Source organism: Paraburkholderia atlantica (genome assembly GCF_000092885.1).
GTDB classification, from domain to species: Bacteria; Pseudomonadota; Gammaproteobacteria; order Burkholderiales; family Burkholderiaceae; genus Paraburkholderia; species Paraburkholderia atlantica.
The window spans coordinates 1,573,332-1,596,227 of the sequence record NC_014117.1; the positions used below are offsets into that span (position 1 = coordinate 1,573,332).

At 65.5% G+C, this 22,896-nt stretch carries 19 protein-coding genes; 15 read left to right on the forward strand and 4 right to left on the reverse strand.

Annotated elements, in window-relative coordinates; genetic code table 11:
• The first annotated feature begins 4 nt into the window (after positions 1 to 4).
• From BC1002_RS07010 to BC1002_RS07045, 8 genes are all read left to right on the forward strand, one after another.
• Complete coding sequence (locus tag BC1002_RS07010; RefSeq protein WP_013089362.1) at positions 5 to 745, forward strand: 3-ketoacyl-ACP reductase; 741 nt, start codon at positions 5 to 7, stop codon at positions 743 to 745.
• A 137-nt stretch (positions 746 to 882) separates the two neighbouring features.
• Positions 883 to 1,500, forward strand: a complete 618-nt coding sequence (gene phaR, locus BC1002_RS07015) for a polyhydroxyalkanoate synthesis repressor PhaR (protein ID WP_013089363.1) — start codon at positions 883 to 885, stop codon at positions 1,498 to 1,500.
• Positions 1,501 to 1,929: 429 nt separating this feature from the next.
• Positions 1,930 to 2,973 carry a tRNA dihydrouridine synthase gene (locus BC1002_RS07020; RefSeq protein ID WP_013089364.1) on the forward strand — a complete coding sequence of 348 codons (1,044 nt, stop codon included), beginning with the start codon at positions 1,930 to 1,932 and terminating at the stop codon, positions 2,971 to 2,973.
• Between the two features lie 81 nt (positions 2,974 to 3,054).
• The gene (gene rimO / locus BC1002_RS07025; protein WP_041734351.1) at positions 3,055 to 4,449 is read left to right on the forward strand and encodes a 30S ribosomal protein S12 methylthiotransferase RimO; all 1,395 of its coding nucleotides are present in this window, start codon (positions 3,055 to 3,057) and stop codon (positions 4,447 to 4,449) included.
• Positions 4,450 to 4,452: 3 nt separating this feature from the next.
• Complete coding sequence (locus tag BC1002_RS07030; RefSeq protein ID WP_013089366.1) at positions 4,453 to 5,388, forward strand: sugar kinase; 936 nt, start codon at positions 4,453 to 4,455, stop codon at positions 5,386 to 5,388.
• A gap of 85 nt (positions 5,389 to 5,473) precedes the next feature.
• A complete protein-coding gene (gene bktB / locus BC1002_RS07035; RefSeq protein WP_013089367.1) occupies positions 5,474 to 6,658 on the forward strand; it encodes a beta-ketothiolase BktB in 1,185 nt (394 codons plus the stop codon).
• A gap of 63 nt (positions 6,659 to 6,721) precedes the next feature.
• Positions 6,722 to 7,393 carry a hypothetical protein gene (locus tag BC1002_RS07040; protein ID WP_013089368.1) on the forward strand — a complete coding sequence of 224 codons (672 nt, stop codon included), beginning with the start codon at positions 6,722 to 6,724 and terminating at the stop codon, positions 7,391 to 7,393.
• An 82-nt stretch (positions 7,394 to 7,475) separates the two neighbouring features.
• Positions 7,476 to 8,660, forward strand: a complete 1,185-nt coding sequence (locus BC1002_RS07045) for a cystathionine beta-lyase (RefSeq protein WP_013089369.1) — start codon at positions 7,476 to 7,478, stop codon at positions 8,658 to 8,660.
• 136 nt (positions 8,661 to 8,796) lie between these two features.
• Here the strand turns inward: BC1002_RS07045 and serB are convergent, their stop codons facing one another.
• The gene (gene serB / locus BC1002_RS07050; protein ID WP_013089370.1) at positions 8,797 to 9,636 is read right to left on the reverse strand and encodes a phosphoserine phosphatase SerB; all 840 of its coding nucleotides are present in this window, start codon (positions 9,634 to 9,636) and stop codon (positions 8,797 to 8,799) included.
• A gap of 235 nt (positions 9,637 to 9,871) precedes the next feature.
• Here serB and BC1002_RS07055 point away from each other — a divergent pair, with 235 nt between their 5' ends.
• The 4 genes from BC1002_RS07055 (at position 9,872) to BC1002_RS07070 (ending at position 15,565) form a co-directional block, all read left to right on the forward strand.
• Positions 9,872 to 11,107: a cytochrome P450 gene (locus BC1002_RS07055; RefSeq protein ID WP_013089371.1), complete on the forward strand. Its 1,236-nt coding sequence runs from the start codon at positions 9,872 to 9,874 to the stop codon at positions 11,105 to 11,107.
• 201 nt (positions 11,108 to 11,308) lie between these two features.
• Entirely contained in the window at positions 11,309 to 12,313 is a 1,005-nt protein-coding gene (gene ku / locus BC1002_RS07060) for a non-homologous end joining protein Ku (protein WP_013089372.1), read from the forward strand.
• A gap of 48 nt (positions 12,314 to 12,361) precedes the next feature.
• Positions 12,362 to 15,175: a DNA ligase D gene (gene ligD, locus BC1002_RS07065; protein WP_013089373.1), complete on the forward strand. Its 2,814-nt coding sequence runs from the start codon at positions 12,362 to 12,364 to the stop codon at positions 15,173 to 15,175.
• An 87-nt stretch (positions 15,176 to 15,262) separates the two neighbouring features.
• Entirely contained in the window at positions 15,263 to 15,565 is a 303-nt protein-coding gene (locus BC1002_RS07070; protein ID WP_013089374.1) for a hypothetical protein, read from the forward strand.
• A 22-nt stretch (positions 15,566 to 15,587) separates the two neighbouring features.
• On the opposite strand, the gene BC1002_RS07075 is transcribed toward BC1002_RS07070, so the two are convergent.
• Positions 15,588 to 16,556, reverse strand: a complete 969-nt coding sequence (locus BC1002_RS07075; RefSeq protein ID WP_013089375.1) for a LysR family transcriptional regulator — start codon at positions 16,554 to 16,556, stop codon at positions 15,588 to 15,590.
• 112 nt (positions 16,557 to 16,668) lie between these two features.
• Between BC1002_RS07075 and BC1002_RS07080 the strand changes: the two genes are divergently transcribed.
• Together BC1002_RS07080 and BC1002_RS07085 are read left to right on the forward strand one after the other, a co-directional pair.
• Positions 16,669 to 17,685 (forward strand): zinc-binding alcohol dehydrogenase family protein, encoded by a 1,017-nt coding sequence (locus tag BC1002_RS07080; RefSeq protein WP_013089376.1) that lies wholly within the window; start codon positions 16,669 to 16,671, stop codon positions 17,683 to 17,685.
• Between the two features lie 233 nt (positions 17,686 to 17,918).
• A complete protein-coding gene (locus BC1002_RS07085; RefSeq protein WP_013089377.1) occupies positions 17,919 to 18,467 on the forward strand; it encodes a DUF6013 family protein in 549 nt (182 codons plus the stop codon).
• A 75-nt stretch (positions 18,468 to 18,542) separates the two neighbouring features.
• On the opposite strand, the gene BC1002_RS07090 is transcribed toward BC1002_RS07085, so the two are convergent.
• Together BC1002_RS07090 and BC1002_RS07095 are read right to left on the reverse strand one after the other, a co-directional pair.
• Positions 18,543 to 19,346: an ABC transporter permease gene (locus BC1002_RS07090; protein WP_013089378.1), complete on the reverse strand. Its 804-nt coding sequence runs from the start codon at positions 19,344 to 19,346 to the stop codon at positions 18,543 to 18,545.
• Complete coding sequence (locus BC1002_RS07095) at positions 19,343 to 20,083, reverse strand: ABC transporter ATP-binding protein (RefSeq protein WP_013089379.1); 741 nt, start codon at positions 20,081 to 20,083, stop codon at positions 19,343 to 19,345. Before BC1002_RS07095 ends, BC1002_RS07090 begins: the two co-directional genes overlap by 4 nt.
• A 186-nt stretch (positions 20,084 to 20,269) precedes the next feature.
• Here BC1002_RS07095 and BC1002_RS07100 point away from each other — a divergent pair, with 186 nt between their 5' ends.
• Entirely contained in the window at positions 20,270 to 22,780 is a 2,511-nt protein-coding gene (locus tag BC1002_RS07100) for an AsmA family protein (protein WP_013089380.1), read from the forward strand.
• Positions 22,781 to 22,896: the final 116 nt, after the last annotated feature.

The following is a 22,896-nucleotide window of genomic DNA, read 5'->3' on the forward strand; positions in this document are numbered from 1 at the left end:
GTTTATGACACAGCGAATTGCGTACGTAACGGGCGGCATGGGCGGCATCGGCACCAGCATCTGCCAGCGTCTGCACAAGGAAGGCTTCAAGGTGATTGCGGGCTGCGGCCCGAATTCGCCGCGCCGTGCGAAGTGGCTCGACGAGCAGAAGGCACTGGGCTACGACTTCGTCGCCTCCGAGGGTAACGTCGGCGACTGGGAATCGACCAAGGCCGCGTTCGACAAGGTCAAGGCCGAAGTCGGCGAGATCGACGTGCTGGTCAACAATGCCGGCATCACGCGCGACGTCGTGTTCCGCAAGATGACGCACGAAGACTGGACCGCGGTGATCGACACCAACCTGACCAGCCTGTTCAACGTCACCAAGCAGGTGATCGACGGCATGGTCGAGCGTGGCTTTGGCCGCGTGATCAACATTTCCTCGGTGAACGGCCAGAAGGGCCAGTTCGGCCAAACCAATTATTCGACCGCGAAGGCCGGCATCCACGGCTTTACGATGTCGCTCGCGCAGGAAGTCGCGACCAAGGGTGTGACGGTCAACACCGTGTCGCCGGGCTACATCGGCACCGACATGGTCAAGGCGATCCGCCCGGACGTGCTGGAAAAAATCGTTGCGACGATTCCGGTGCGCCGTCTCGGTCAGCCGGACGAAATCGGCTCGATCGTCGCGTGGCTCGCGTCGGAAGAATCAGGCTTCGCCACCGGCGCAGATTTTTCGCTGAATGGCGGCTTGCATATGGGCTGAGCCATCGGCGCGCCGGACCGGAAGGCGGCGTGCTTCGGCTCAGATGGTTTCGCCGGCGTCCCGGCTGCGCAATGTATGCTATTGCACAGCCCGGACGCCGTTTCCGCGTTTGCTTAACTCGAGCTTAAAGGCGTTACATGACTACTACTACAAAGAAAACGGCCGAACGACTGATCAAGAAATATCCGAATCGTCGGCTCTACGACACCGAGACGAGCACCTACATCACGCTGAATGACGTGAAGCAGCTCGTGCTCGATCAGGAAGATTTCAAGGTGATCGATGCCAAAAGCAACGAGGACCTGACGCGTTCGATCCTGCTGCAAATCATTCTCGAGGAGGAGAGCGGGGGCCTGCCGATGTTCTCGTCGTCGATGCTGTCGCAGATCATCCGGTTCTACGGTCATGCGATGCAGGGCATGATGGGCACGTATCTGGAAAAGAACATCCAGGCCTTCATCGACATTCAGGCGAAGCTCGCCGACCAGTCGAAGAATCTGTATGAAGGCAAGGCGATGAACCCTGAGGTCTGGTCGCAGTTCATGAACATGCAGGCGCCGATGATGCAGGGCATGATGACCAGCTATATCGAGCAATCGAAGAACATGTTCGTGCAAATGCAGGAGCAGATGCAGAACCAGGCGAAGACCATGTTCGCCACGTTCCCGTTCACGCCGGGCGGTGCGGTCAATGCGAGCAACGCGAGCAATGCGCCGGCTACGCCGCAGGGCAATCCTGAGCCGGAGAAGAAGTGAAGGGATGAATGGCGGCGAGGTCCGCTCGGCTTGACCAGGGCTTTGGGGTAGCCCGCGGACGCGAAGCCGACCTTCATGGCAGCAACGGGATCACCCGACTTGGCTGAGCCAGTTACTGGCGTTGGCGCACCGTTGGCATCCAGCTGCTCCGTTGCCAATCCCCCGGCATGGCTTGCAGGAGTGCGCAGCCTCCGACGCGCTACAATATCGGCCCGCGCGTGGGGACGCTTTTCCGTCAGAACCGGAATCCGGCCGCGGTTCAATGTCCGTTGCGTCCCACTGCCGCCACATCGCTGCTAGCGCCGTTACCGTATTCCTTCCGCTGGACCCTTCCTATGTTTGAGACCGCCTCCCTGATCGCGTCAGCGTCTTCCGTTGCGAAGGCTGCACGGATCATTTTTCGCTGATCCGCCGTTCACCCCCATCCTCATGAACCGGCTGTTTCTCGCCCCAATGGAAGGGCTTGCGGACTACGTGTTGCGAGACGTGCTGACGAGCGCGGGCGCTTTCGACGGCTGCGTGTCCGAGTTCATCCGCATCACGGGCTCGATGCTGCCCACGCGCGTCTATGAGCGAGAGGCGCCCGAAATCCTGCACGCGAGCGTGACCGCCAGCGGCACGCCGATGGTGATCCAACTGCTCGGCAGCGATCCACAGTGGATGGCGCGCAATGCTGCGTACGCGGCCACGCTGTCGCCCTACGGTATCGACCTGAACTTCGGCTGTCCCGCCAAAGTCGTCAATCAGCATGGCGGCGGCGCGATGCTGCTCGCGACCCCGGAGTTGCTGAACCAGATCGTCTCGGCCGTGCGCGCCGCGGTGCCGGCCGATATCGCGGTCACGGCAAAAATGCGCCTCGGCGTGTCCGACACGTCACGGGCGATCGAATGCGCGCAGGCGCTCGTGGACGGCGGCGCGGCCTCGCTCGTCGTCCATGCTCGCACGCGCGACGACCGCTACCGGCCGCCGGCGCACTGGGAGTGGGTCGCGCGCATCGACGACGCAGTCGATGTGCCCGTCATCGCGAACGGCGAGGTCTGGACGGTCGCGGACTGGCAGCGCTGCCGCTCGGTCAGTGGCTGCGCGGACGTGATGATCGGGCGCGGCGCCGTGTCGGACCCGTTCCTCGCGCAGCGAATCCGCGGGCTCATGGACCCGTGTCCGTCGGCCGACGAATGGCCGCAGGTGCTGGGTTCGATCGTCGGCTACCTGAACAAGCTGCGGGCGCACGGCTCGCTGACCCATGAGCACGGCCGCGTCAAGCAGTGGCTCAGCTACCTGCAGCGGACCTGGCCGCAAGCGGCCGAGCTGCATGCGGCGATCCGTCGAGTGCAGGACTCTGACGAAATTCTTACGGTGATCGGCCAGACGCAGGCGGCCGCAGGCGCGTCGACACCGCCGCGTGAGCACGTTTTCGGCGCCGGAAACAGCGAGCTGAATCAACCCGGTCCGGCCGAACTGATCCCCGTTTGAAGACTAGAATTCAAAGACTTACGAGCGGTGGCGGTGGCGAACCGCTACAATTCACGGTTTAACGTCTTCAAGCGGTTCCCCATGTCTTCCACCCCCTCGAACGCTCCGGCCGCGCCGGGCGCCACGCCGAAAGTCGGCTTCGTTTCCCTCGGCTGCCCCAAGGCCCTCGTCGATTCCGAGCAGATCATCACGCAGCTGCGCGCCGAAGGCTACGAAATCTCCGGCACCTATAACGGCGCGGACCTCGTGGTCGTCAACACGTGTGGCTTCATCGACGAAGCCGTGCAGGAAAGCCTCGACGCGATCGGCGAAGCGCTCAACGAAAACGGCAAGGTGATCGTCACCGGTTGCCTCGGCGCGAAGAAGAGCGCGAGCGGGTCGGGGCTGATCGAGGAAGTGCATCCGAAGGTGCTCGCGGTGACCGGCCCGCACGCGGTCGGCGAGGTGATGCAGGCGGTGCACAGCCATCTGCCGAAGCCGCACGACCCGTTCGTCGATCTGGTGCCCGCCGCGGGCGTCAAGCTCACGCCGCGCCACTACGCGTACCTGAAGATTTCCGAAGGCTGCAATCATCGCTGCACGTTCTGCATTATCCCGTCGATGCGCGGCGATCTGGTGTCGCGCCCGGTCGCAGAAGTGATGCTCGAAGCGGAGAACCTGTTCAAGTCCGGCGTGAAAGAACTGCTCGTCATTTCGCAGGACACGAGCGCATACGGCGTCGACGTCAAATACCGCACCGGTTTCTGGAACGGCAAGCCGATCAAGACGCGCATGACGGATCTGGTCGCCGCGCTCGGCGAACTCGCCGCGCAATACGGCGCGTGGGTGCGTCTGCATTACGTGTATCCGTATCCGAGCGTCGACGAAGTGATTCCGATGATGGCCGCGGGTCCGTACAAGGGCCACGTGCTGCCGTATCTCGACGTGCCGTTCCAGCACGCGCATCCGGAAGTGCTCAAGCGCATGAAGCGACCGGCCAACGCCGAGAAGGTGATGGAGCGCGTGAAGGCATGGCGCGAGATCTGCCCGGATCTGACGATCCGCAGCACGTTCATCGCCGGCTTCCCGGGCGAGACCGAAGAGCAGTTCGAGACGCTGCTCGACTTCATTCGCGAGGCGGAGCTCGATCGCGTGGGCTGCTTCGCGTACTCGCCGGTCGAAGGCGCGAGCGCGAACGAGCTCGACGGCGCGTTGCCCGACGAAGTGCGTGGGGAACGTCGCGCGCGCTTCATGGAAGTGGCCGAGCAGGTGTCGGCGAAGCGTATCGCGAAGAAGGTCGGCAAGACGCTGAAGGTGCTGGTCGACGAGATCAACGCGGACGGCGGCATCGGTCGCACCGCGGCGGATGCGCCGGAGATCGACGGCGTCGTCTATATCGCGCCGTCCACCAAAGCGTCGAAGCGCTACAAGGTCGGCGATTTCGTGTCGGTGAAGATCACCGGCGCGGACGGTCACGATTTGTGGGGCGAGGTCTAAGCGATGACGCTCGGCGCGGCTCAAACACCGGACATCCTCGCGCTCGGCGAGGCGATGATCGAATTCAACCAGTCGGCGAAGGATCAGCCGAACTACCTGCAAGGCTTCGGCGGCGACACGTCGAACTTCTGCATTGCGGCCGCGCGCCAAGGTGCGAGAACCGGCTTCGTGTCCGCGGTCGGCGCCGATCATTTCGGACGTCTGCTGGTCGATCTGTGGGAGCGCGAGCAGGTCGACACGTCGTTCGTGCGCATCGATGCGCAAGCGTCGACCGGCGTCTATTTCGTGTCTCACGGTCCCAACGGCCACGCGTTCGACTATCTGCGCGCGGGCTCGGCGGCGAGCCGCTATGCGCCCGCCGATCTGCCACGCGACGCGCTCGCGGCGGCGAAGGTCGTCCATCTGTCCGGCATCAGTCTCGCCATCAGCGTCAACGCCTGCGACGCCGCGCTCGAAGCCATCGCGCATGCGCGTGCGAATGGCGTGCGCGTGAGCTTCGACACCAATCTGCGTCTGAAGCTGTGGCCGCTCGCGCGGGCGCGCGCGGTAATGCTCGAGGCGATCCGCCAGACCGACATCTGCCTGCCGAGCTGGGACGACGTTACCGAACTGACGGGGCTGACCGGCCGCGACGAGATCGTCGATTTTCTGCTGTCGCACGGGCCGAGCGTGGTCGCGCTGAAGCTCGGCAAGGACGGCTCGTATGTCGCGACGCCTAACGAACGGCGCGTCGTGCCGGGCCACGTCGTCAACGCGGTCGATGCGACCGGCGCCGGCGACTGCTTCGGCGGCGCATTCATCGCGCGCATCGTCGCGGGCGACGATCCGTTTGCCGCCGCGCGCTACGCGAACGTCGCCGCCGCGCTGTCGACGCAAGGTTATGGCGCGGTCGCGCCGATTCCGTCGCGCGAGACCGTCGAGAGGTTGCTGGCAGGCTAGATATTACGCAAGCCGCGCGCGGCGCAGCATGGCCCGCGTTGGCGCAATCATCCAGGCGAACTGGAGACAACAGGAGGGGCAAGCGATGCAACGGGACGTAGTGGTGGTAAGCGGTGTGCGCACGGCAATCGGCACGTTCGGCGGCAGTCTGAAGGACTTCGCCCCGACCGATCTCGGCGCGCGCGTCGTGCGCGAAGTGCTCGCACGCGCGAGCGTGTCGGGCGATGAAGTCGGGCACGTCGTGTTCGGCAACGTCGTGCACACCGAGCCGAAAGACATGTACCTCGCGCGCGTCGCCGCGATCAACGGCGGGGTCGCGCAGCATACCCCCGCGCTGACCGTGAACCGGCTGTGCGGCTCGGGCTTGCAGGCCATCGTGTCGGCTGCGCAAAGCGTGCTGCTCGGCGACGCCGATATCGCGATCGGCGGCGGTGCTGAAAACATGAGTCGCGCGCCGTATTCGATGCCGGCCGCGCGCTTCGGTCAGCGCATGGGCGATGCGCGTCTGGTCGACATGATGGTGGGCGCGCTCAACGATCCGTTCCAGTCGATCCACATGGGCGTGACCGCCGAGAACGTCGCGCGCAAGTACGACATCTCGCGCGACGCGCAGGACGCGCTCGCGCTCGAATCCCATCGTCGCGCAGCCCACGCGATCACGAGCGGCTACTTCAAGGAGCAGATTCTGCCTATCACGCTTGCGTCGAAGAAGGGCGACGTCGTATTCGACACCGACGAGCACACGCGGCTGAACGCAACAGCGGAAGACTTCTCGAAGCTGAAGCCGGTGTTCGTGAAGGATAACGGCACGGTGACGGCGGGCAACGCGTCGGGCATCAACGACGCTGCCGCGGCCGTCGTGCTGATGGAGCGTAGCGTCGCCGAGCGGCGCGGCGTGAAGCCGTTGGCCCGGCTCGTGTCGTACGCGCACGCGGGCGTCGATCCGGCGTTTATGGGTATTGGGCCGGTGCCGGCGAGCCGCAAGGCGCTCGAGCGGGCGGGTCTGACGGTCGCCGATCTCGACGTGATCGAGGCCAACGAGGCATTCGCCGCGCAGGCCTGCGCGGTCAGCAAGGAGCTCGGTCTCGATCCGGCCAAGGTTAATCCGAATGGCTCGGGCATTTCGCTCGGCCATCCGATTGGCGCAACCGGTGCGCTGATCACCGTGAAGGCGCTGTACGAACTGCAGCGCATCGGCGGGCGCTATGCGCTCGTCACGATGTGCATCGGCGGCGGCCAGGGGATCGCGGCGGTTTTCGAGCGTCTGTGACCGCGTAGGGCCGGCCGGCCCGGCAGAGGTAGCAAGCAGGAACCAGCAACAAGGATCGACAGGATGCGGGAAGCGAAAGTGACGAAGGGTTCGGCAACGCGCACGTTGCGTCAGCGCGCCGGCGTGGTGGCAAGCGCCGCCGCGCTGCTGTGTGCCGGCACGGTGCTGTGGATGCCGTCGCAGGCGTGGGCGGAGAGCGATGCGGTCAAGGAGCTGGCCGCGCCGCCGCCGATCCAGCTGCCGCTGAAACCGAGCCCCGAGTTCGCGAAGTTTCCGCGCTACGTGGGCACGCTCGGCGCGCGGCCGATCGTGCTGCGGCTCGGGCCCAAGACCGACGATCCTTCCGGCGTGCACGGCGAATATCAATACGCCGATAACGGCGAGGTGATCCTGATCGCCGGCGATCGCGTCGGCGATACCCTCGAAGTCGAGGAATCGAACGACGGCACGCATATCACCGGCAACTGGGTCGGCAAGTTCGCGGCGGATGGCTCGCTCGAAGGTGACCGCATGAACGTCGACGATTCGAACCCGCAGGAATTCAACCTGAAGCCGCTGGCGGCGGGGCAGGCGGTACCTGCGGCCAGTTCGGCCGGCACGGCGGCGGGCAAGGCTGCTGCCGCCCCGGCACCGCAGCCGGCTGCGGGCAACGGCGCAGCGGCGGCTCCCGCGCCGGCGCCCGCTGCCGGCGGGCACCCGGTGGGCGGCGTCAGCAACCTGCAAACTGGCGACTGACGCGCGCGCGCCGGGCACCCTGAATCGCGCGGCGCGGCCGTTGCTTCAGTCCCGCTTCCCTGTGTTTTTCATCGAGCTCTACATGACTGAATCCAAACTCAAACACCGCCTGCAAACCCGCATCGTGCGTGCCGAGGACGACATCACGCCGGGCTTCGAATCGTTCTCGACGCCGGTCACGCGGGCGTCGACGGTGGTGTTCCCCGATCTCGCGGCGATGCGCGCGCTCGACTGGAAAAACGACGCGCAATGGCGCTACGGCCTGCATGCGACGCCGACGCAGATCGCGCTCGCGCAGCGCCTCGCCGCGATCGAAGGCGGCAATCATGCGCTGCTGCAGCCGTCGGGGCTGTCGTCGATCTCGAACGTCTACTTCGGGCTCATGAAGGCCGGCGACGACGTACTGATCCCTGATAACGTCTATTCGCCGAACCGCGACCACGGCGACTGGCTCGCGCGCGATTTCGGCATCACCGCGCGCTACTACGATCCGCTGATCGGTGCGGGCATCGCCGATCTGATCCAGCCGAACACGCGCCTGATCTGGATCGAGGCACCCGGCTCGGTAACGATGGAAGTGCCCGACGTGCCGGCCATCACGGCGGCGGCGCGCGCGCGCAACGTCTTCACCGCGATCGACAACACGTGGTCCGCCGGCCTCGCGTTCCGGCCGTTCGATCACGGCGTCGATATCTCGGTGCAGGCGCTGACCAAGTATCAGTCGGGCGGCGGCGACGTGCTGATGGGCGCGACGATTACGGTCGACCGCGACGTGCATGTGAAGCTGAAGGCAGCGCGTATGCGCATGGGCATCGGCGTATCCTCGGACGACTGCTCGCTGATCCTGCGCAGCCTGCCGAGCATGCAACTGCGGTTTGCGCAGCACGATCGCGCGGCGCTGTCGCTCGCAGGGTGGTTGAAGAGCCGGCCGGAAATCGTCGCGGTGCTGCATCCGGCGCTCGTCGACTGTCCTGGGCACGAGGTGTACAAGCGCGATTTCACCGGCGCGGGCGGCCTGTTCTCGGTCGTGTTCGACGAGCAGTACAGCGCGGCGCAGATCGACACGTTCTGCGAATCGCTCGAACTGTTTTCGCTCGGCTGGAGCTGGGGCGGCGCGCACAGCCTCGCGATGCCGTACGACATCGCGTCGATGCGCACGGCGGCGCAGTGGCCGCACCGCGGCACGCTGGTGCGTTTCTATATCGGTCTCGAAGACGAGGCCGATCTGCGCGCGGATATCGAGCAGAGCCTGGCTACGCTGGCTTGATACGCTAGCCCTATTCGATAGGTTGTTCGAGAAACCCGCCGGGATATGTTCCCGGCGGGCTTTTTTTTGTGGCCCTGAATATCGAGCAGACCCGACCGTCTTGCCGACGCGCTAATGAACCCCTCGAGCACCAGCCTCAAAACAATCGCAGCAATCCGTCCAGTCCAACGAAATTGAACGACACGCTGGCTGCTTCGCGCACTACCGGCTTCGCGCGGAATGCAACGGAAAGTCCCGCTTCGGCCATCATTTTCAGGTCGTTCGAGCCGTCACCCATCGCAATTGCGCGCGACGGCTCGATGCCGAGCGCCGCGCAGGTTTCGCGCAGCGTGCGCGCTTTCACGTCGGCATTGACGATCTCGCCAATCACATTGCCAGTCAGCTTGCCGTCGATAATTTCAAGCGTGTTCGCCCGCGTGAAATCCAGGCCGAGGCGCGCCTTCAGCTTCGCGGTGAAGAACGTGAAGCCGCCCGACACGAGCAGCGTTTTCAGGCCCGCCTGTTTCGCGCCGGCCAGCATGCGTTCGGCGCCCGGCGACAACTGCAGCCGCTCTTCGTACACGCGCTCGAGCGCGCTGGCGTCGAGCCCCTTCAGCAACGCGACGCGGCGCGTCAGGCTTTGGTTGAAGTCCTTGATCTCGCCGCGCATCGCAGCCTCGGTGATCGCCGCGACTTCGGCTTTGAGCCCGCAGAAGTCGGCGATTTCGTCGATGCACTCGATCGTGATCAGCGTCGAATCCATGTCCATCGCGACGAGCCCGAAGTCGCGCAACTGGCGGCCGGCTTCGACAAACGCGTAGTCGAGTTGATGCGTGTAGCAATACGCTTCGATGTCAGCGCGTTGCGTGAGGTTTGCGTCGGCGATGCGAATCGCGTTCTCGTCGATGACGGCGGCGTGCGAGCCGCGCGCGAGCGCGACGAGCGTTTTGTGGTGGTCGGCGGAAAGAGCGGCGACGCTTTGAATGACGAGGTTCATGGACGACCAGTGACGCGGGAAGAAAGAGACGCGTGGCGCGCGGAAAATCCCGCTATTGTATCGGTTCTGTGCGTCGCGCCGTCGCGCTCGGCTGCAGCGGTCGGGTTTGCTGTGCGCTCTGGCAGTGCGCGGTTCATACTGACGCATCGAATCGTGTGGTGCAGTCGTCGCCGAACAAATACGGTCGCACACCCACCATCCATAGGCGCAACAAGACGGCCCACGGAGACAACGCATGACCCCGCCAACCGCCAGCGACGCTTCCTCCCTTGCCCGCGACTTCGATCTGCGTGATCTGAGCCCCGCGTTCTACGCCGATCCCTATCCGATCTATCGCGCACTGCGCACCTATGAGCCGGTCCGGCGCATGCCCGACGGCTCGCTGTTCCTGACGCGCTTTCGCGATGTGCAGGCGGTCTACCGCGACCCGCAGATCTTCAGTTCCGACAAGACCGTCGAATTCCGCCCGAAATACGGCGACTCGCCGCTCTACGCGCATCACACCACGAGCCTCGTGTTCAACGATCCACCGCGCCATACGCGTGTGCGCAAGCTGATCGCGGGCGCGTTGACCGCGCGTGCGATCGCGGCGATGGAGCCCGCGTTGATCCGGCTCGTCGACGGCTTGCTCGATGCGGCCGCGCAGCGCGGGCGGATCGATCTGATCGGCGAGTTCGCGTCGGCGATTCCGGTCGAGGTCATCGGCAATCTGCTCGACGTACCGCACGATGAACGAGCACCGCTGCGCGACTGGTCGCTCGCGATACTCGGTGCGCTCGAACCGTCGCTGACCGACGCGCAGTTCGAACGCGGCAATCGCGCGGTCAGCGAATTCGTCGACTATCTGCGCGGCCTAGTCGTAACACGCCGCCGCGAGCCGGGCGATCCGCAGCACGACGTGCTGACGCGCCTCATTCAAGGGGAGGGCCCAGACGAGCAGCTATCGGAAGCCGAGCTGCTGCAGAACTGCATTTTCATCCTGAACGCGGGGCACGAAACGACCACCAACCTGATCGGCAACGGGCTCGTCACGCTGAGCCAATGGCCCGACGAGCGTGCCGCGCTGCTGCGCGAGCCGGAGTTGATCGGCACCGCGGTCGAGGAGTGTTTGCGCTTCGAGAGTTCGAACCAGCTCGGCAATCGCATGACCACCGTCGATACCGAGATCGGCGGCGTCGCGGTCGCGCGCGGCACGCCGGTCACGCTGTGCATCGGCGCGGCCAATCGCGATCCCGAGCAGTTTGCCGAGCCGGACCGCTTCGATATCCGCCGCGACCCGAACCGGCATCTCGCGTTCGGGTTCGGGATTCATCAGTGCGCGGGCCTGTCGCTGGCGCGACTGGAGGCGCGCATTGCAATCGGGCGCTTCGTACAGCGCTTCCCGGCGTATCGCGTCGATGGCGAGCCGACGCGGGGCGGGCGCGTACGGTTCCGCGGGTTTGCGTCGGTGCCGATCCTGCTCGAGCCATGATGCGACCTCCGGGTAGAGCGCGCGCGACAAGATAGCCGTAGGTTTTGCCGCTTCGTCGCAAGACTTACAGCCTCATGACAGCACGCGGCCGAGCGGACCAGCTGATGCTCTAAGCGTGGCAGCAGCGTAAGGCGCGCTAAAACGCGGGCACGCTTGCTGCTTCGCCTGATATCTCAGGGCCTTGGGACAGGGGAGCGCGCGATGGCACACATGATCTGGAAGGGCGCAATCAGTTTCGGGCTGGTCCACGTACCAGTGCAGCTCTATCCGGCGACGAAGTCGGAGAAGGTCGGCTTCAATCTGCTGGACAAGCGCACGATCGACCCGATCGGCTACAAGCAGATCAACAAGCGCACCGGCAAGGACGTGACCCGCGAGAACATCGTGCGCGGCTTCGAATACGAGAAGGATCACTACGTCGTACTGTCGGACGACGAAATCCGCTCAGCGAATCCCGAGTCGACGCAGACGGTCGACATCCTCGCGTTCGTCGACGCGACCGATATCTCGTTTCTTTATCTCGACACGCCATATTTCCTGACGCCCGACCGCAAGGGCGAAAAAGTCTATGCGTTGTTGCGCGAGGCGATGACGGCGTCGGGCAAGATCGGCGTCGCGAGTGTCGTGTTGCACAACAAGCAGCATCTGGCCGCGCTGATTCCGCTTGGTCCGATGCTTGCCCTGAACACGCTGCGCTGGGCCGACGAGGTGCGCGGCCTCGACGAATTCAAGGTGCCGCCCGAAGGCATGAAGGCCGCCGGCGTGTCGGCGAAAGAACTCGACATGGCGAAAAAGCTGATCTACGACATGAGCGAGACGTGGGACCCGATGCAGTATCACGACACGTTTCGCGACGACATCATGGCGCTCGTCGAGCGCAAGATCCAGGCGGGCAAGACCGAGGAGGTCACCGAAGTCGAAGCGCCGCACGAGTCACGCAAATCCGCCGACATTCTCGACCTGTCCGATCTGCTCAAGCGCAGCCTCGGCCGCGGCAAGGGCAAGCAGGCGGCCACGGGCCGCAAGCGCGCCGCCGACGAGGACGAGGATCAGACCGATAGCGAGGCCGATGAAGAGCCAGCCGCACCCGCGCGCAAAAGGGCTCGCGCGACAAGCACCGCGCGCAGTCGCAGCGGTAGCGGCGGCAGTGCCCGCGTCACGTCGAAAACCACGGCCACCTCGCGCAAACGGCGCGCGGCGGCCTGAGCGCGCGGCCCACGCGCCTGTCGCAGCCAACGCACCGGAGTCATCGCCATGAACGACCGACTCGAGCTCTATCACCGCAAGCGCCGTTTCGAGGACACGCCTGAGCCGGCCGGCGCGACGACCCGCAAGCGCGCGGCAAGCAAGACCGGCAAGACCCGCAAGAGCGCCGCGCGTGCCGCGCCCGACACGCTGTCCTACGTGATCCAGGAGCACGACGCGCGGCGTCTGCACTACGACTTCCGGCTCGAACTGAACGGCGCGCTGCTATCGTGGGCGGTTCCGAAGGGGCCGAGCCTGGACCCGTCGGTCAAGCGGCTCGCAGTGCACGTCGAAGATCATCCGGTCGAATACGGTACGTTCGAGGGCGAGATTCCGCCCGGCAACTACGGCGCGGGCACCGTGATCGTGTGGGATCGCGGCACGTGGGAGCCGGCGGGCGGCGCGGCCGAAGCCGCGCGGTCGTATGCGGCCGGCAAGCTCAAGTTTCATTTGCACGGCGAGAAGCTGCACGGCGGCTGGACGCTGGTACGCAGCCATATGCGCGGCAGCGGCGACAAGGAGCAATGGCTGCTGATCAAGGAGCGCGACGAGGAAGCGCGCGACGAGAGCGACTACGACGTGTTGAAAGAGCTGCCGGGCAGCGTGCTGGCCGACGGCGCTTCGAAGGGCAGGAAAACGAAGCAAGCGAAAACGTCGCGCGACGGCAAAGCCACGGACGCGGGCAAGCCGGCGAGATCCGCATCCCCGCGCCCCACAGCCGATCCCAAGCGCCCCGACATCGTCGCGACCCGTACCGCGCAGTCGTTACGCGAACTCGCTGCATCGCCATCGATTGAAGGCGCGGTCAAAGCCGCGTTGCCCGCGAGCCTGACCCCGGAGCTGGCGACGCTCGTCGACACCGCGCCGCCAGGCGGCGACTGGCTGTACGAAATCAAGTTCGACGGCTACCGGGTGCTCGCGCGCATCGACCACGCGTCAAAAAAGAAGGGTGGTGCCGTCAGCGTTTTCACGCGCAACGGCAACGACTGGACCACAAAGTTCAGCAAGCAGATCGAGGCCATCGCTGGGCTCGACCTGCAAAGCGCGTGGCTCGACGGCGAAGCGGTCGTGCTCGACGAACGCGACGTGCCGAGCTTCCAGTTGCTGCAAAACGCGTTCGATGCACATCGCCCGCAGGACATCGTCATCTATCTGTTCGATCTACCGTTCCTGAATGGCTACGACCTGCGCGGCGTACCGCTCGAACAGCGCCGCGCGATTCTGCGCGCGCTGCTCGAAGGCGTCGACGATCGCGTGCTGCGCTTTTCGAACGACTTCGCGTTCAGCGCCGGCGAGCTGCTCAACAGCGCGTGCGACATGGGGCTCGAAGGCATCATCGGCAAGCGGCGTGACAGCCGCTATGTGTCGGGCCGCGCGCCGTCGTGGATCAAGCTGAAGTGCCGGCGGCGCCAGGAGTTCGTGATCGGCGGCTACTCGGAGCCGGCCGGCAGCCGCGAGGCGTTCGGCGCGCTGCTGCTCGGAGTCTACGACGCCGACGGCCAGTTGCAGTACGCGGGACGCGTCGGCACCGGCTTCGACGCCGCGCTGCTGCGCTCGGTCAAGCAGGCGCTCGACGCGCACGCGAGCAAGCGCATGCCGTTCGCGAGCGCGCCGCGCGAGCGCAGCCGCACGCCTGTGCATTGGGTCGAGCCGGTGCTCGTTGCCGAATGCAACTTCGCCGAATGGACGAGCGACGGCATCGTACGCCAGGCGTCGTTCGTCAGCCTGCGCGGCGACAAACCGGCGCGCCAGATCGTCAGGGAAACTGCCCGACAAGGAGCCGACGTGCAACAGCAAACCGAAACCGCCACCGACGATTCGCAGCAACCAGGCACGCCGAAAAAGCGCGCAGCCACGAAGACCGCAAAGAACGCCACGCCCGCCGCGGCGGCAAGCGCGCCCGCCCGAACCACGGCAACACGCTCGCGCGCACAAAGCGAAATCGCCGGCGTGCGCATCTCGCATCCCGATCGCGTGATCGACAAGAGCAGCGGTGCAAGCAAGCTCGAATTGGTGCAGTACTACGAATCGATCGCCGAATGGATGCTGCCGCATCTGCGTGAGCGGCCCGTCGCGCTGGTGCGTGCACCCGAGGATATCGGCGGCGAGCTGTTCTTCCAGAAGCACAGCCAGAAGCTGTCGATTCCGCACGTCACGCAGCACGAGGGACTCGACCCGGGCCATCCGGCGCTGATCACGATCGACACGCTCGCCGCGCTGGTCGGTGCCGCGCAGATGGGCACCGTCGAATTTCACACGTGGAATGCGGTCGCGTCGAATATCGAAAAGCCCGATCGGATGGTGTTCGACCTCGACCCGGACCCGTCGCTCGGCTGGCAACGCATGGTCGAGGCCGCGCAACTGACCCGCTCGCTGCTCGACGAACTGGGCCTGAAGTCGTTCGTCAAGACGAGCGGCGGCAAGGGCTTTCACGTGGTCGTGCCGCTCGCGAAGCAGGCCGGTTGGGATGAAGTCAAGGATTTTTCGCAGGCGGTTGCGCAGCATATGGCGACGACGCTGCCGCAGTACTTCAGCGCGAAGATGGGTGCGCAAAATCGCAAGAAGAAGATCTTCATCGACTATCTGCGCAACAACCGCGGCTCTAGCACGGTGGCCGCATTCTCGGCGCGCGCGCGGCCGGGGCTCGGCGTGTCGGTGCCGCTCGCGTGGGACGAACTCGAGAGCACGACGAGCGGCGATCAATGGGGTATCCGCAACGTCCACGAACGCCTGGACGGCCTCGCAAGCGACCCATGGGCCGACTATGCGAAGACACGTCAGCGCATCACCGCGGCGATGAAAAAACGTCTGGGCGTGGCGTGATCAGCGCTCGTCCGGGTGGCTGAATCCAACCCGCGAATTCGGTGTGCGCACTCAGCGCGCGAACCGGTTTCGCGAAGGAGCAATGCAATGAAGACCCTGCCGCAATCGACAGATGGCGACCCGCAAGCCGACCCGCACGCGAACAAGGACCCGAAGTCGTTGCAGGAAGCCGCGGCGCCGCTGCCGCATGAAACCGACCAGCAGCCGGAGTCGCAGCAGGAGGACCATCCGCGCCATGTCGGCAAGCAGGCCCATGAGGATATCGAGCATGGCCTGCAGGATACCGACCGCCGCGGCGGCGGCGAATATCAGCAGCGCACGCAGAACGACTCGCATGCCGATGTGAACTCGGATCGCAAGCAGGGCGGCGCGAAGAGCGGCAAGGGCTGACGCCGCGTACCAGCCGGGACGTCTACGCGCCCGCCAGTCCAACCGGCTGCCGATCCCAATACGGCGGATCGCCGAAGTGCGCGGCGACAAAATCGATGAATGCGAGCGTCTTCGGCGGCATGAACGCGCGGCTCGGGTACACGGCCCAGATCGCGACGTCGTCCGCGAGCGGATAGCTGTCGAGCACGCTGACGAGTTCGCCGCTGCGCAGATGGGGCGCCACGTCCCATGTCGATTTCAGCGCGATGCCGAAGCCCGCGAGCAGCGCGTCGCGAATCACCTCGCCGTTGTCGGTGACGAGGCGGCCGCTCACTCGCACGTCGAGCGGGCCGGCGGGCGTCACGAAGCGCCAGTCGCGCTGCTCCGACAGGATCACGCATTCGTGCCGCGCGAGATCCGACGGATGATGCGGCGTGCCGTGCGCGGCCAGATAGGAGGGGGCTGCGCACAGCACGCGGCGGTTGACCGCGAGCCGTCGCGCGACCAGCGACGAATCCTTCAGCACGCCGACGCGAATCGCGACATCGATGCCCGCATCGACCAGGTCGACCACCTGATCCGTCAGTCGCAGATCGACGCTGACGCCTGGATAGCGGCGCAAAAACTCGCTGATCACCGGCGACACATGCTGGCGCCCGAACGACGACGGCATCGACACGCGCAGCCGTCCCTGTGGCTCGGCCTGCGCGCGCCCGACCGATGCGCGCGCGGCGGCGGCCGCGTCGAGCAGGGCCTCGGCGCGCGTCATGAACACTTCACCGTCCTGGGTGAGGCTGATGCGGCGCGTGGTCCGATGCAACAAACGCGCGCCGAGCAGCTTTTCGAGTTGCGCGATCCGGGCGCTCGCGACCGCCGCCGACAAACCGAACTCCCGCCCGGCGGCCGACACGTTGGCAAGCAGAGCGGCGCGCACGAACAGCGCGACATCGAGCAGATCGAGCCGTTCGCGCTCGCTGGGCAGAGGCCGGCCGGCCGGATTTGAAGCATTCATTATTCTGAGAAACCAAAAAATGTTTCAGTGATTATGACTGTTTTAAAAGAATAAGAACCGTCTTACGATTCGAGTCATGCGTGCACATCAACCGAACCAACAAGGAGCAGCCATGAAAGCCGTCGGACTCTACCGTTATCTGCCAATCGATCACGCCGAAGCGCTCGTCGACGTCGAGATCCCCAAACCCGAAGCGAGCGGCCGCGATCTGCTGGTCAAGGTCGAAGCGATTTCCGTGAACCCGGTCGACACCAAGGTGCGCGCGCCGAAAGACAGCGTCGAGAAGACGCCGCGCGTGCTCGGCTGGGATGCGGCCGGCACCGTCGTCGCGGTCGGGCCCGAGGTCACGCTGTTCAAGGTCGGTGATCCGGTGTTCTATGCGGGCAGCATTACGCGGCCTGGCGCGAACAGCGAGTTTCATCTGGTCGACGAACGGATCGTCGGACACAAGCCGGCGTCGCTCGATTTCACGCACGCAGCCGCCTTGCCGCTGACCGCGATCACCGCGTGGGAAGCATTGTTCGATCGACTCGGCGTATCGCCGCAGGGCGCGGACGCAGGCCGCACGGTGCTGATCTTCGGCGGCGCGGGCGGGGTCGGCTCGATCGGCATTCAGCTCGCGAAGCAGCTCGGCAAGCTGAAGGTGATCGCGACCGCGTCACGGCCCGAATCGGCGAAATGGACGCGGGAGCTCGGCGCGGATCACGTCGTCGATCACTTCGGCGATCTGCCCGCACAGATGAAAGAGATCGGCATCGAAGAGGTCGACTACGTGCTGATCTTCAACGACACCGACCGCAATTTCCCCGCTGCCGCCCAACTGATCAAACCACAAGGCGGCATCTGCACGATCGTCGAGAACAGTGCCGCGGTGCCGGTCGACTTGCTGAAGGCGAAGAGCGCTGCGTTTCACTGGGAGTTCATGTTCACGCGTTCGATGTTCGGCACGCCCGACATGATCGAGCAGCACAAGCTGCTGACCGAGGTCGCGCGCCTCGTCGACGCGGGCACGCTGCGCACGACGCTCGGCCAGGACCTGGGCCGCATCAACGCGGAGAATCTGCGCCGCGCGCATGGCTTGCTCGAAGCAGGACGCGCGATCGGCAAGCTGGTGCTGACTGGCTTTTGAGATGAAATCGACGCGCAGAAAGCGCGTCGCCGCAAGCGGGTTAACACCCGAGCCGACACGACACGCGCGGCAGCGCGCTTGGCGTTAGACTGACGACGCAGCATGCCAAAACGGTTGCGTGTCTTGCGGCGAGGCCAGCCGGTGTGAACCGGCCGGACCTCGGTAGTGCGCGAACAGTGCACGGGAAGTCGCGTCGACGCGAGCGCGCAGCGGCACAACAACGAGGTGACAGTATGAGCTTCAGCTTCAAACTCTCCGCCGTTTCCGTTGTCGCTTCTCTCGCTTGCGCGTTCGTGCCGGCTGCTCACGCAGCCACGCCGATCACGGTGACCAACAAGGCCGCGCTCGACGGTCCGATCCGCTACACGGTTCGCGTCACGTCGAAACAGTTCGGCAATTCCCAGGAGACCCGCACGATCCGCTCGGGCGAAACGGACGACTTCACATGGAAGACCGTGCCGCCCGGCGGTCCGGTGCCCGCTACCGACGCCTGCCCGGACTATGCGTCGCTGCCGGTCGACGAGAATGGCGCGATGATCCGCCAGACGCAGATCCGCCTCGCGCCAGTGGTCGCGAGCGACGGTACCGCGACCGTACAGTTGAGCTTCCAGGCGCAGACGCCGCACGGTGTCAAAACCGTGACGAACGGCGGCAAGACGCTCAAGTGTCCGAACGATGTGCGCGTGAGTCAGATCGTGCGTTTCACGATGCCGGTCAACGGCACGACGAAAACGCTGACGCTGAACGATGGCACCGAGGTCGCCATCACCGCGAAGCGTTGAACGGTCGGGCGCGCGCGGCGTGATGGCCGCGTGCGCGATCTGTAGCACGCGTTAGCGCGTCATTCCGGTGAGTCATCATTTGCGTGCGTCACGCTCGACAAGCCGCGCCGGCAAGAACTGATGCTCGGCCGAAAACAGCCGCCGGTATGTCAGCAGCACCGCACCCACGGTCCCCAGCGCCGACGCCGCTGCGATCAGAAACATGATGACGATCTGATAGCGCACCGCCTGCAATGGCGACTGCCCGGCCAGCACCTGGCCGGTCATCATGCCCGGCAAACTGACCACGCCGACTACCGCCATCTGGTTCAACGTCGGCATCATGCCCGCGCGCACCGCCTGACGCGCCGGCGCCTGCGCAGCCTCCCAACGCGTCGCGCCGAGCGCGAGCGCCATGTCGACGCGGTCGCGCCGCGCGGTCAGCTCCTCGGTCATCCGCTCGATGCCGAGCGATACGCCGGTCAGCGTGTTGCCGAGGATCATGCCGAGAATCGGAATCGCATATTGCGGCTCGTACCACGGATGGATGCGGATCACGACGAACAATCCCACCGCGGCCACGAGCCACGAGCTGGCCCAGATCGACAGCACGCTGTCCGCACGTTGGCCGGCATAGGTGTGGCTGCCGCGCTGCGCGCCGGCGAAACCCGCGATCAGCGTCATCACGCTCATCAGCGGCAGCACGACGTACCAGCGAGCGAAACTGAACACCCAGCCGAGCACATAGCCGATCGCGAGCAACTGGACCACGGTGCGCACCGCCGCCCATGCGAGCTTGCGTTCGAGATCGAGCTTCAGCGCGACCGACACCGCGCCATTCACGACGATCAGCAGCGTCGCGATCGCGACGTCCCACAAGCTCAGATTCTGCAGGCTCATTGACGGGACTCCCGACGCAGGTCCGCGGCATCGCGTTGGTCCGCGTCGCGCCGCACCGTGGTGGATTCCGCCAGTACGCCGGCGCGCATCGTCAGATGCCGTTCGCTCATGCGTGCCGCCTGGTCGAGATCGTGTGATACCCATATCGATGCGTGCGCGCCCGGCGCGGCATCGAACCATGCCTGCACGAGCGCTTCGATCGCGCGCGACGACGCCGGGTCGAGCGACGCGGTCGGCTCGTCGAGCAACAGCACTTCGGGCGCGAGTTGCAGCACCCGGATCAGCGCGGCGATCTGCGCTTCGCCGCCCGACAATTCGCTTGCGCGCTTGCCGAGAAAGTCCTCGCCGCGACCGGCTTGCATCGCAAGCCTGGCCGCCCGCGCGCGATCGAAGCGCGCGTCGCGATACGCGCGCAGCTCGAACGGATAGCGCAGATTGTCTTCGACGCTGCCGTCGATCAGAGCGGGCCGCTGCCGGATATACGCGACGCCGCGCCGATAGCGCGGAATCGCCGCTCGCACGAGCGGCGCACCATGCCACGCGATGCGCCCTGCATCGATCGGATCGAGCAGCGCGAGCGCGCGCAGAAACACGCTCTTGCCGGAGCCGGACGGTCCGGTAATCGCGATGCGCTCGCCGGCGCGCAGTGCGAAGGTGGTCGGCTGCAACAGCGTCTGGCCGCGCTGCGCATCACGCCGCACGATGCCGTCGGCAAGGACGAGGGGAACATCGGTCATGGTTGGAACGTCGTGGGGGAGAGTGTGGCTACGGATGCCGGCGCGACGGCGATAATGCATCGGTCGGTCTGTCGGCAAAGCGTGCGCCATGATAAAACGACGAGGCACGACAGCGCACACTGCCGCGCGCCAGGCACGATAACTGCTGCACGGTGCACAACGTAGAACAACACGCGGAGCCTTCCAATGGAAGTGTCGAGCAGCATCGGACGACGGGTCGGGAAAATTTTTGCATGGCTGCTAGCGGTCCTCGTCGTCCTGATCGTCGCGCTCGTCATCTTCGTGCTGACCTTCGACTGGAACCGCGCGCGGCCTTACATCGACGACAAGGTCAGCCAGGCGATCGGCCGGCCCTTCGCGATCAACGGCGACCTGAAGGTGGGCTGGCGGCATGCGGTCGGCGAAACGGGCTGGCGCGGCTGGGTGCCGTGGCCGCGCTTTTCGGCGGCCAACATTACGATCGGCAATCCCGACTGGGCCAAACAGCCGCAATTCGCGACGCTCGACGAAATCGACTTCGAGGTCGAAGTGCTGCCGCTGCTCACGCACGACATCGTGATTCCGGCCATCAATCTCGTGAACCCGTCGGTGGATCTCGAACGTCTTGTCGATGGACGCAATAACTGGACCTTCAAATTGCCGTCGTCGAGCGGGCCATCCGAGTGGAAGCTCGATCTGCACGATATCGCGTTCGCGAAGGGCAATATCACGCTGTCGGATCAGCAAAAGAAGGTCGAGGTGCAGATGGTCGTCGATACGCTCGGGCAGCCGATCCCGCTCGGCGACGCGTTGAAGCAGCAGGAGGCGGCCTCGCGCAGCGCGTCGGCGCAGGCGGTCGGCCGTACGGGCGCGAGCAAGCTCGCCGCCCAGGCCGAGGCGCAGGCGGCCTCGGAAGCGCAGGGGGCTTCCGGAGCGGCGACCCGGGCACAGGCGCTGGCAGCCTCCGGCCCGGCTGCAACGGCAGGCCCGTCCGCGACTTCCGGCGCACTAGCGACCAGCGGCCCCGCCGCACCGGGTGCAGCCGCCAGCGAGAGCGCCAGCACGGCCGTTGCCGTCTCGGCCGCAAGCGGCACCGCACCTGGCGCGCCGCGTGCTACGCCGCTCTATGCGATCGCCTGGACCGTCAAGGGCACGTACAACCGCACGCCGGTGTCGGGCAGCGGCAAGCTCGGCGGCGTGCTCGCGCTGCAGGACGCGAACCGGCCGTTCCCGGTGCAGGCCGACGTCAAGGCCGGCGACCTGCATATCGCCTTCGTCGGCACGGTTACCGATCCGGCGCATCTCGCGGCGCTCGATCTGCGTCTCTGGTTGCAGGGCAATAGCATGGCGCGGCTTTATTCGCTGACCGGCGTGACCCTGCCCGAGACCCCGCCATACGCGACCGAGGGTCATCTGATCGGTAACTTCAAATCGAGCGGCAACGTGTTCACGTATGAAAACTTTACAGGCCGGGTCGGCGGCAGCGATCTGAACGGTTCGTTGACCTATACCGGGCGCAAGCCGCGTCCGCTGCTGCAAGGCGAACTGGAGTCGCATCTGTTGCAGTTCTCGGATCTCGCGCCGGTGATCGGCGCCGATTCGAAGGCGAGCAAGGCGAAGCGCGGCGACGCGGCCGCACAGCCGAGCAACCGCGCGCTACCGGTCGAGGAGTTCCGCACCGACCGCTGGAAGGCGATCGACGCCGACGTCAAGTTCACCGGCCGGCGCATCATCAAGAACTCGAACCTGCCGATCACGGATCTGTACACGCACGTCGTGATGACCGACGGCGTGCTGTCGCTCGTGCCGCTGAAGTTCGGCGTGGCGGGCGGCTCGCTCGCGTCGGACATTCATCTCGATGGCAGCGGGGCGCCGTTGAAGGGGCGCTTCGCGATGTCGGCGCGGCATCTGAAGCTCAAGCAACTGTTCCCGAACTTCAAGACGATGCAGAGCGCGCTCGGCGAGATCAACGGCGACGCGTCGCTGTCGGCGACCGGCAATTCACCGGCGGCGCTTGCCGCGACCTCGAACGGCGAGTTGAAGGCGCTGGTGACCGAGGGCACCGTGAGCCGTCTGCTGATGGAGGCGGCCGGCCTGAATGTCGCGAACGTCGTCTATGAAAAGCTGTTCGGCAATCGCGACGTGAAGATCAACTGCGCGGCCGCCAATTTCGTCGCGACCGACGGCGTGCTCGAAGCGCGCGTGTTCGCGCTCGATACCGACGACGCGGTGATCAACATCGACGGTCACATCAATCTGCGCGACGAAACGATGGACCTCGGCGTACATCCGCATACGAAGGGCTTCCGGGTCTTTTCGCTGCGCTCGCCGCTGTACGTGAAGGGCACCTTCAAGGACCCGCACGTCGGCGTCAATGCGGCCGCGCTTGCATTGCGCGGCGGCGCGGCGGTCGGGCTCGGGCTGATCAATCCGTTCGCGGCGCTGATTCCGCTGCTTGCGCCGAGCAACAACAAGCCGCTGCCGTGCACCCAATTGCTCGCGCAGGTGCGGCAGATGCCGAAGGCGCCGCCGCCGGGCGTGAAGCAACAGCCGAAGGCGCCGATGTCGCTGGAGGGCGCGCCGGTCAACAAGTCCTCGGGCGGTGCGTCGGCGCCGGCCGCGACGGATCGCGATCGCAAGCCCGCGACACAGTCGCCGGCGAGCGCGGCCGAATACAAGGGCAGCAGATGTTGTCGGGCTTGCCGGTGGACTGGTTGAACTGGGGCCTCGGCGGCGGCCTGTGCGTGATCTTTCTGTGGCTGATCAGCGTGCCGCCCGCGCGCGAGCGCGTCGATGATGCGATGGCCGAATGAATGGCCGAATGCCGCGCGCGG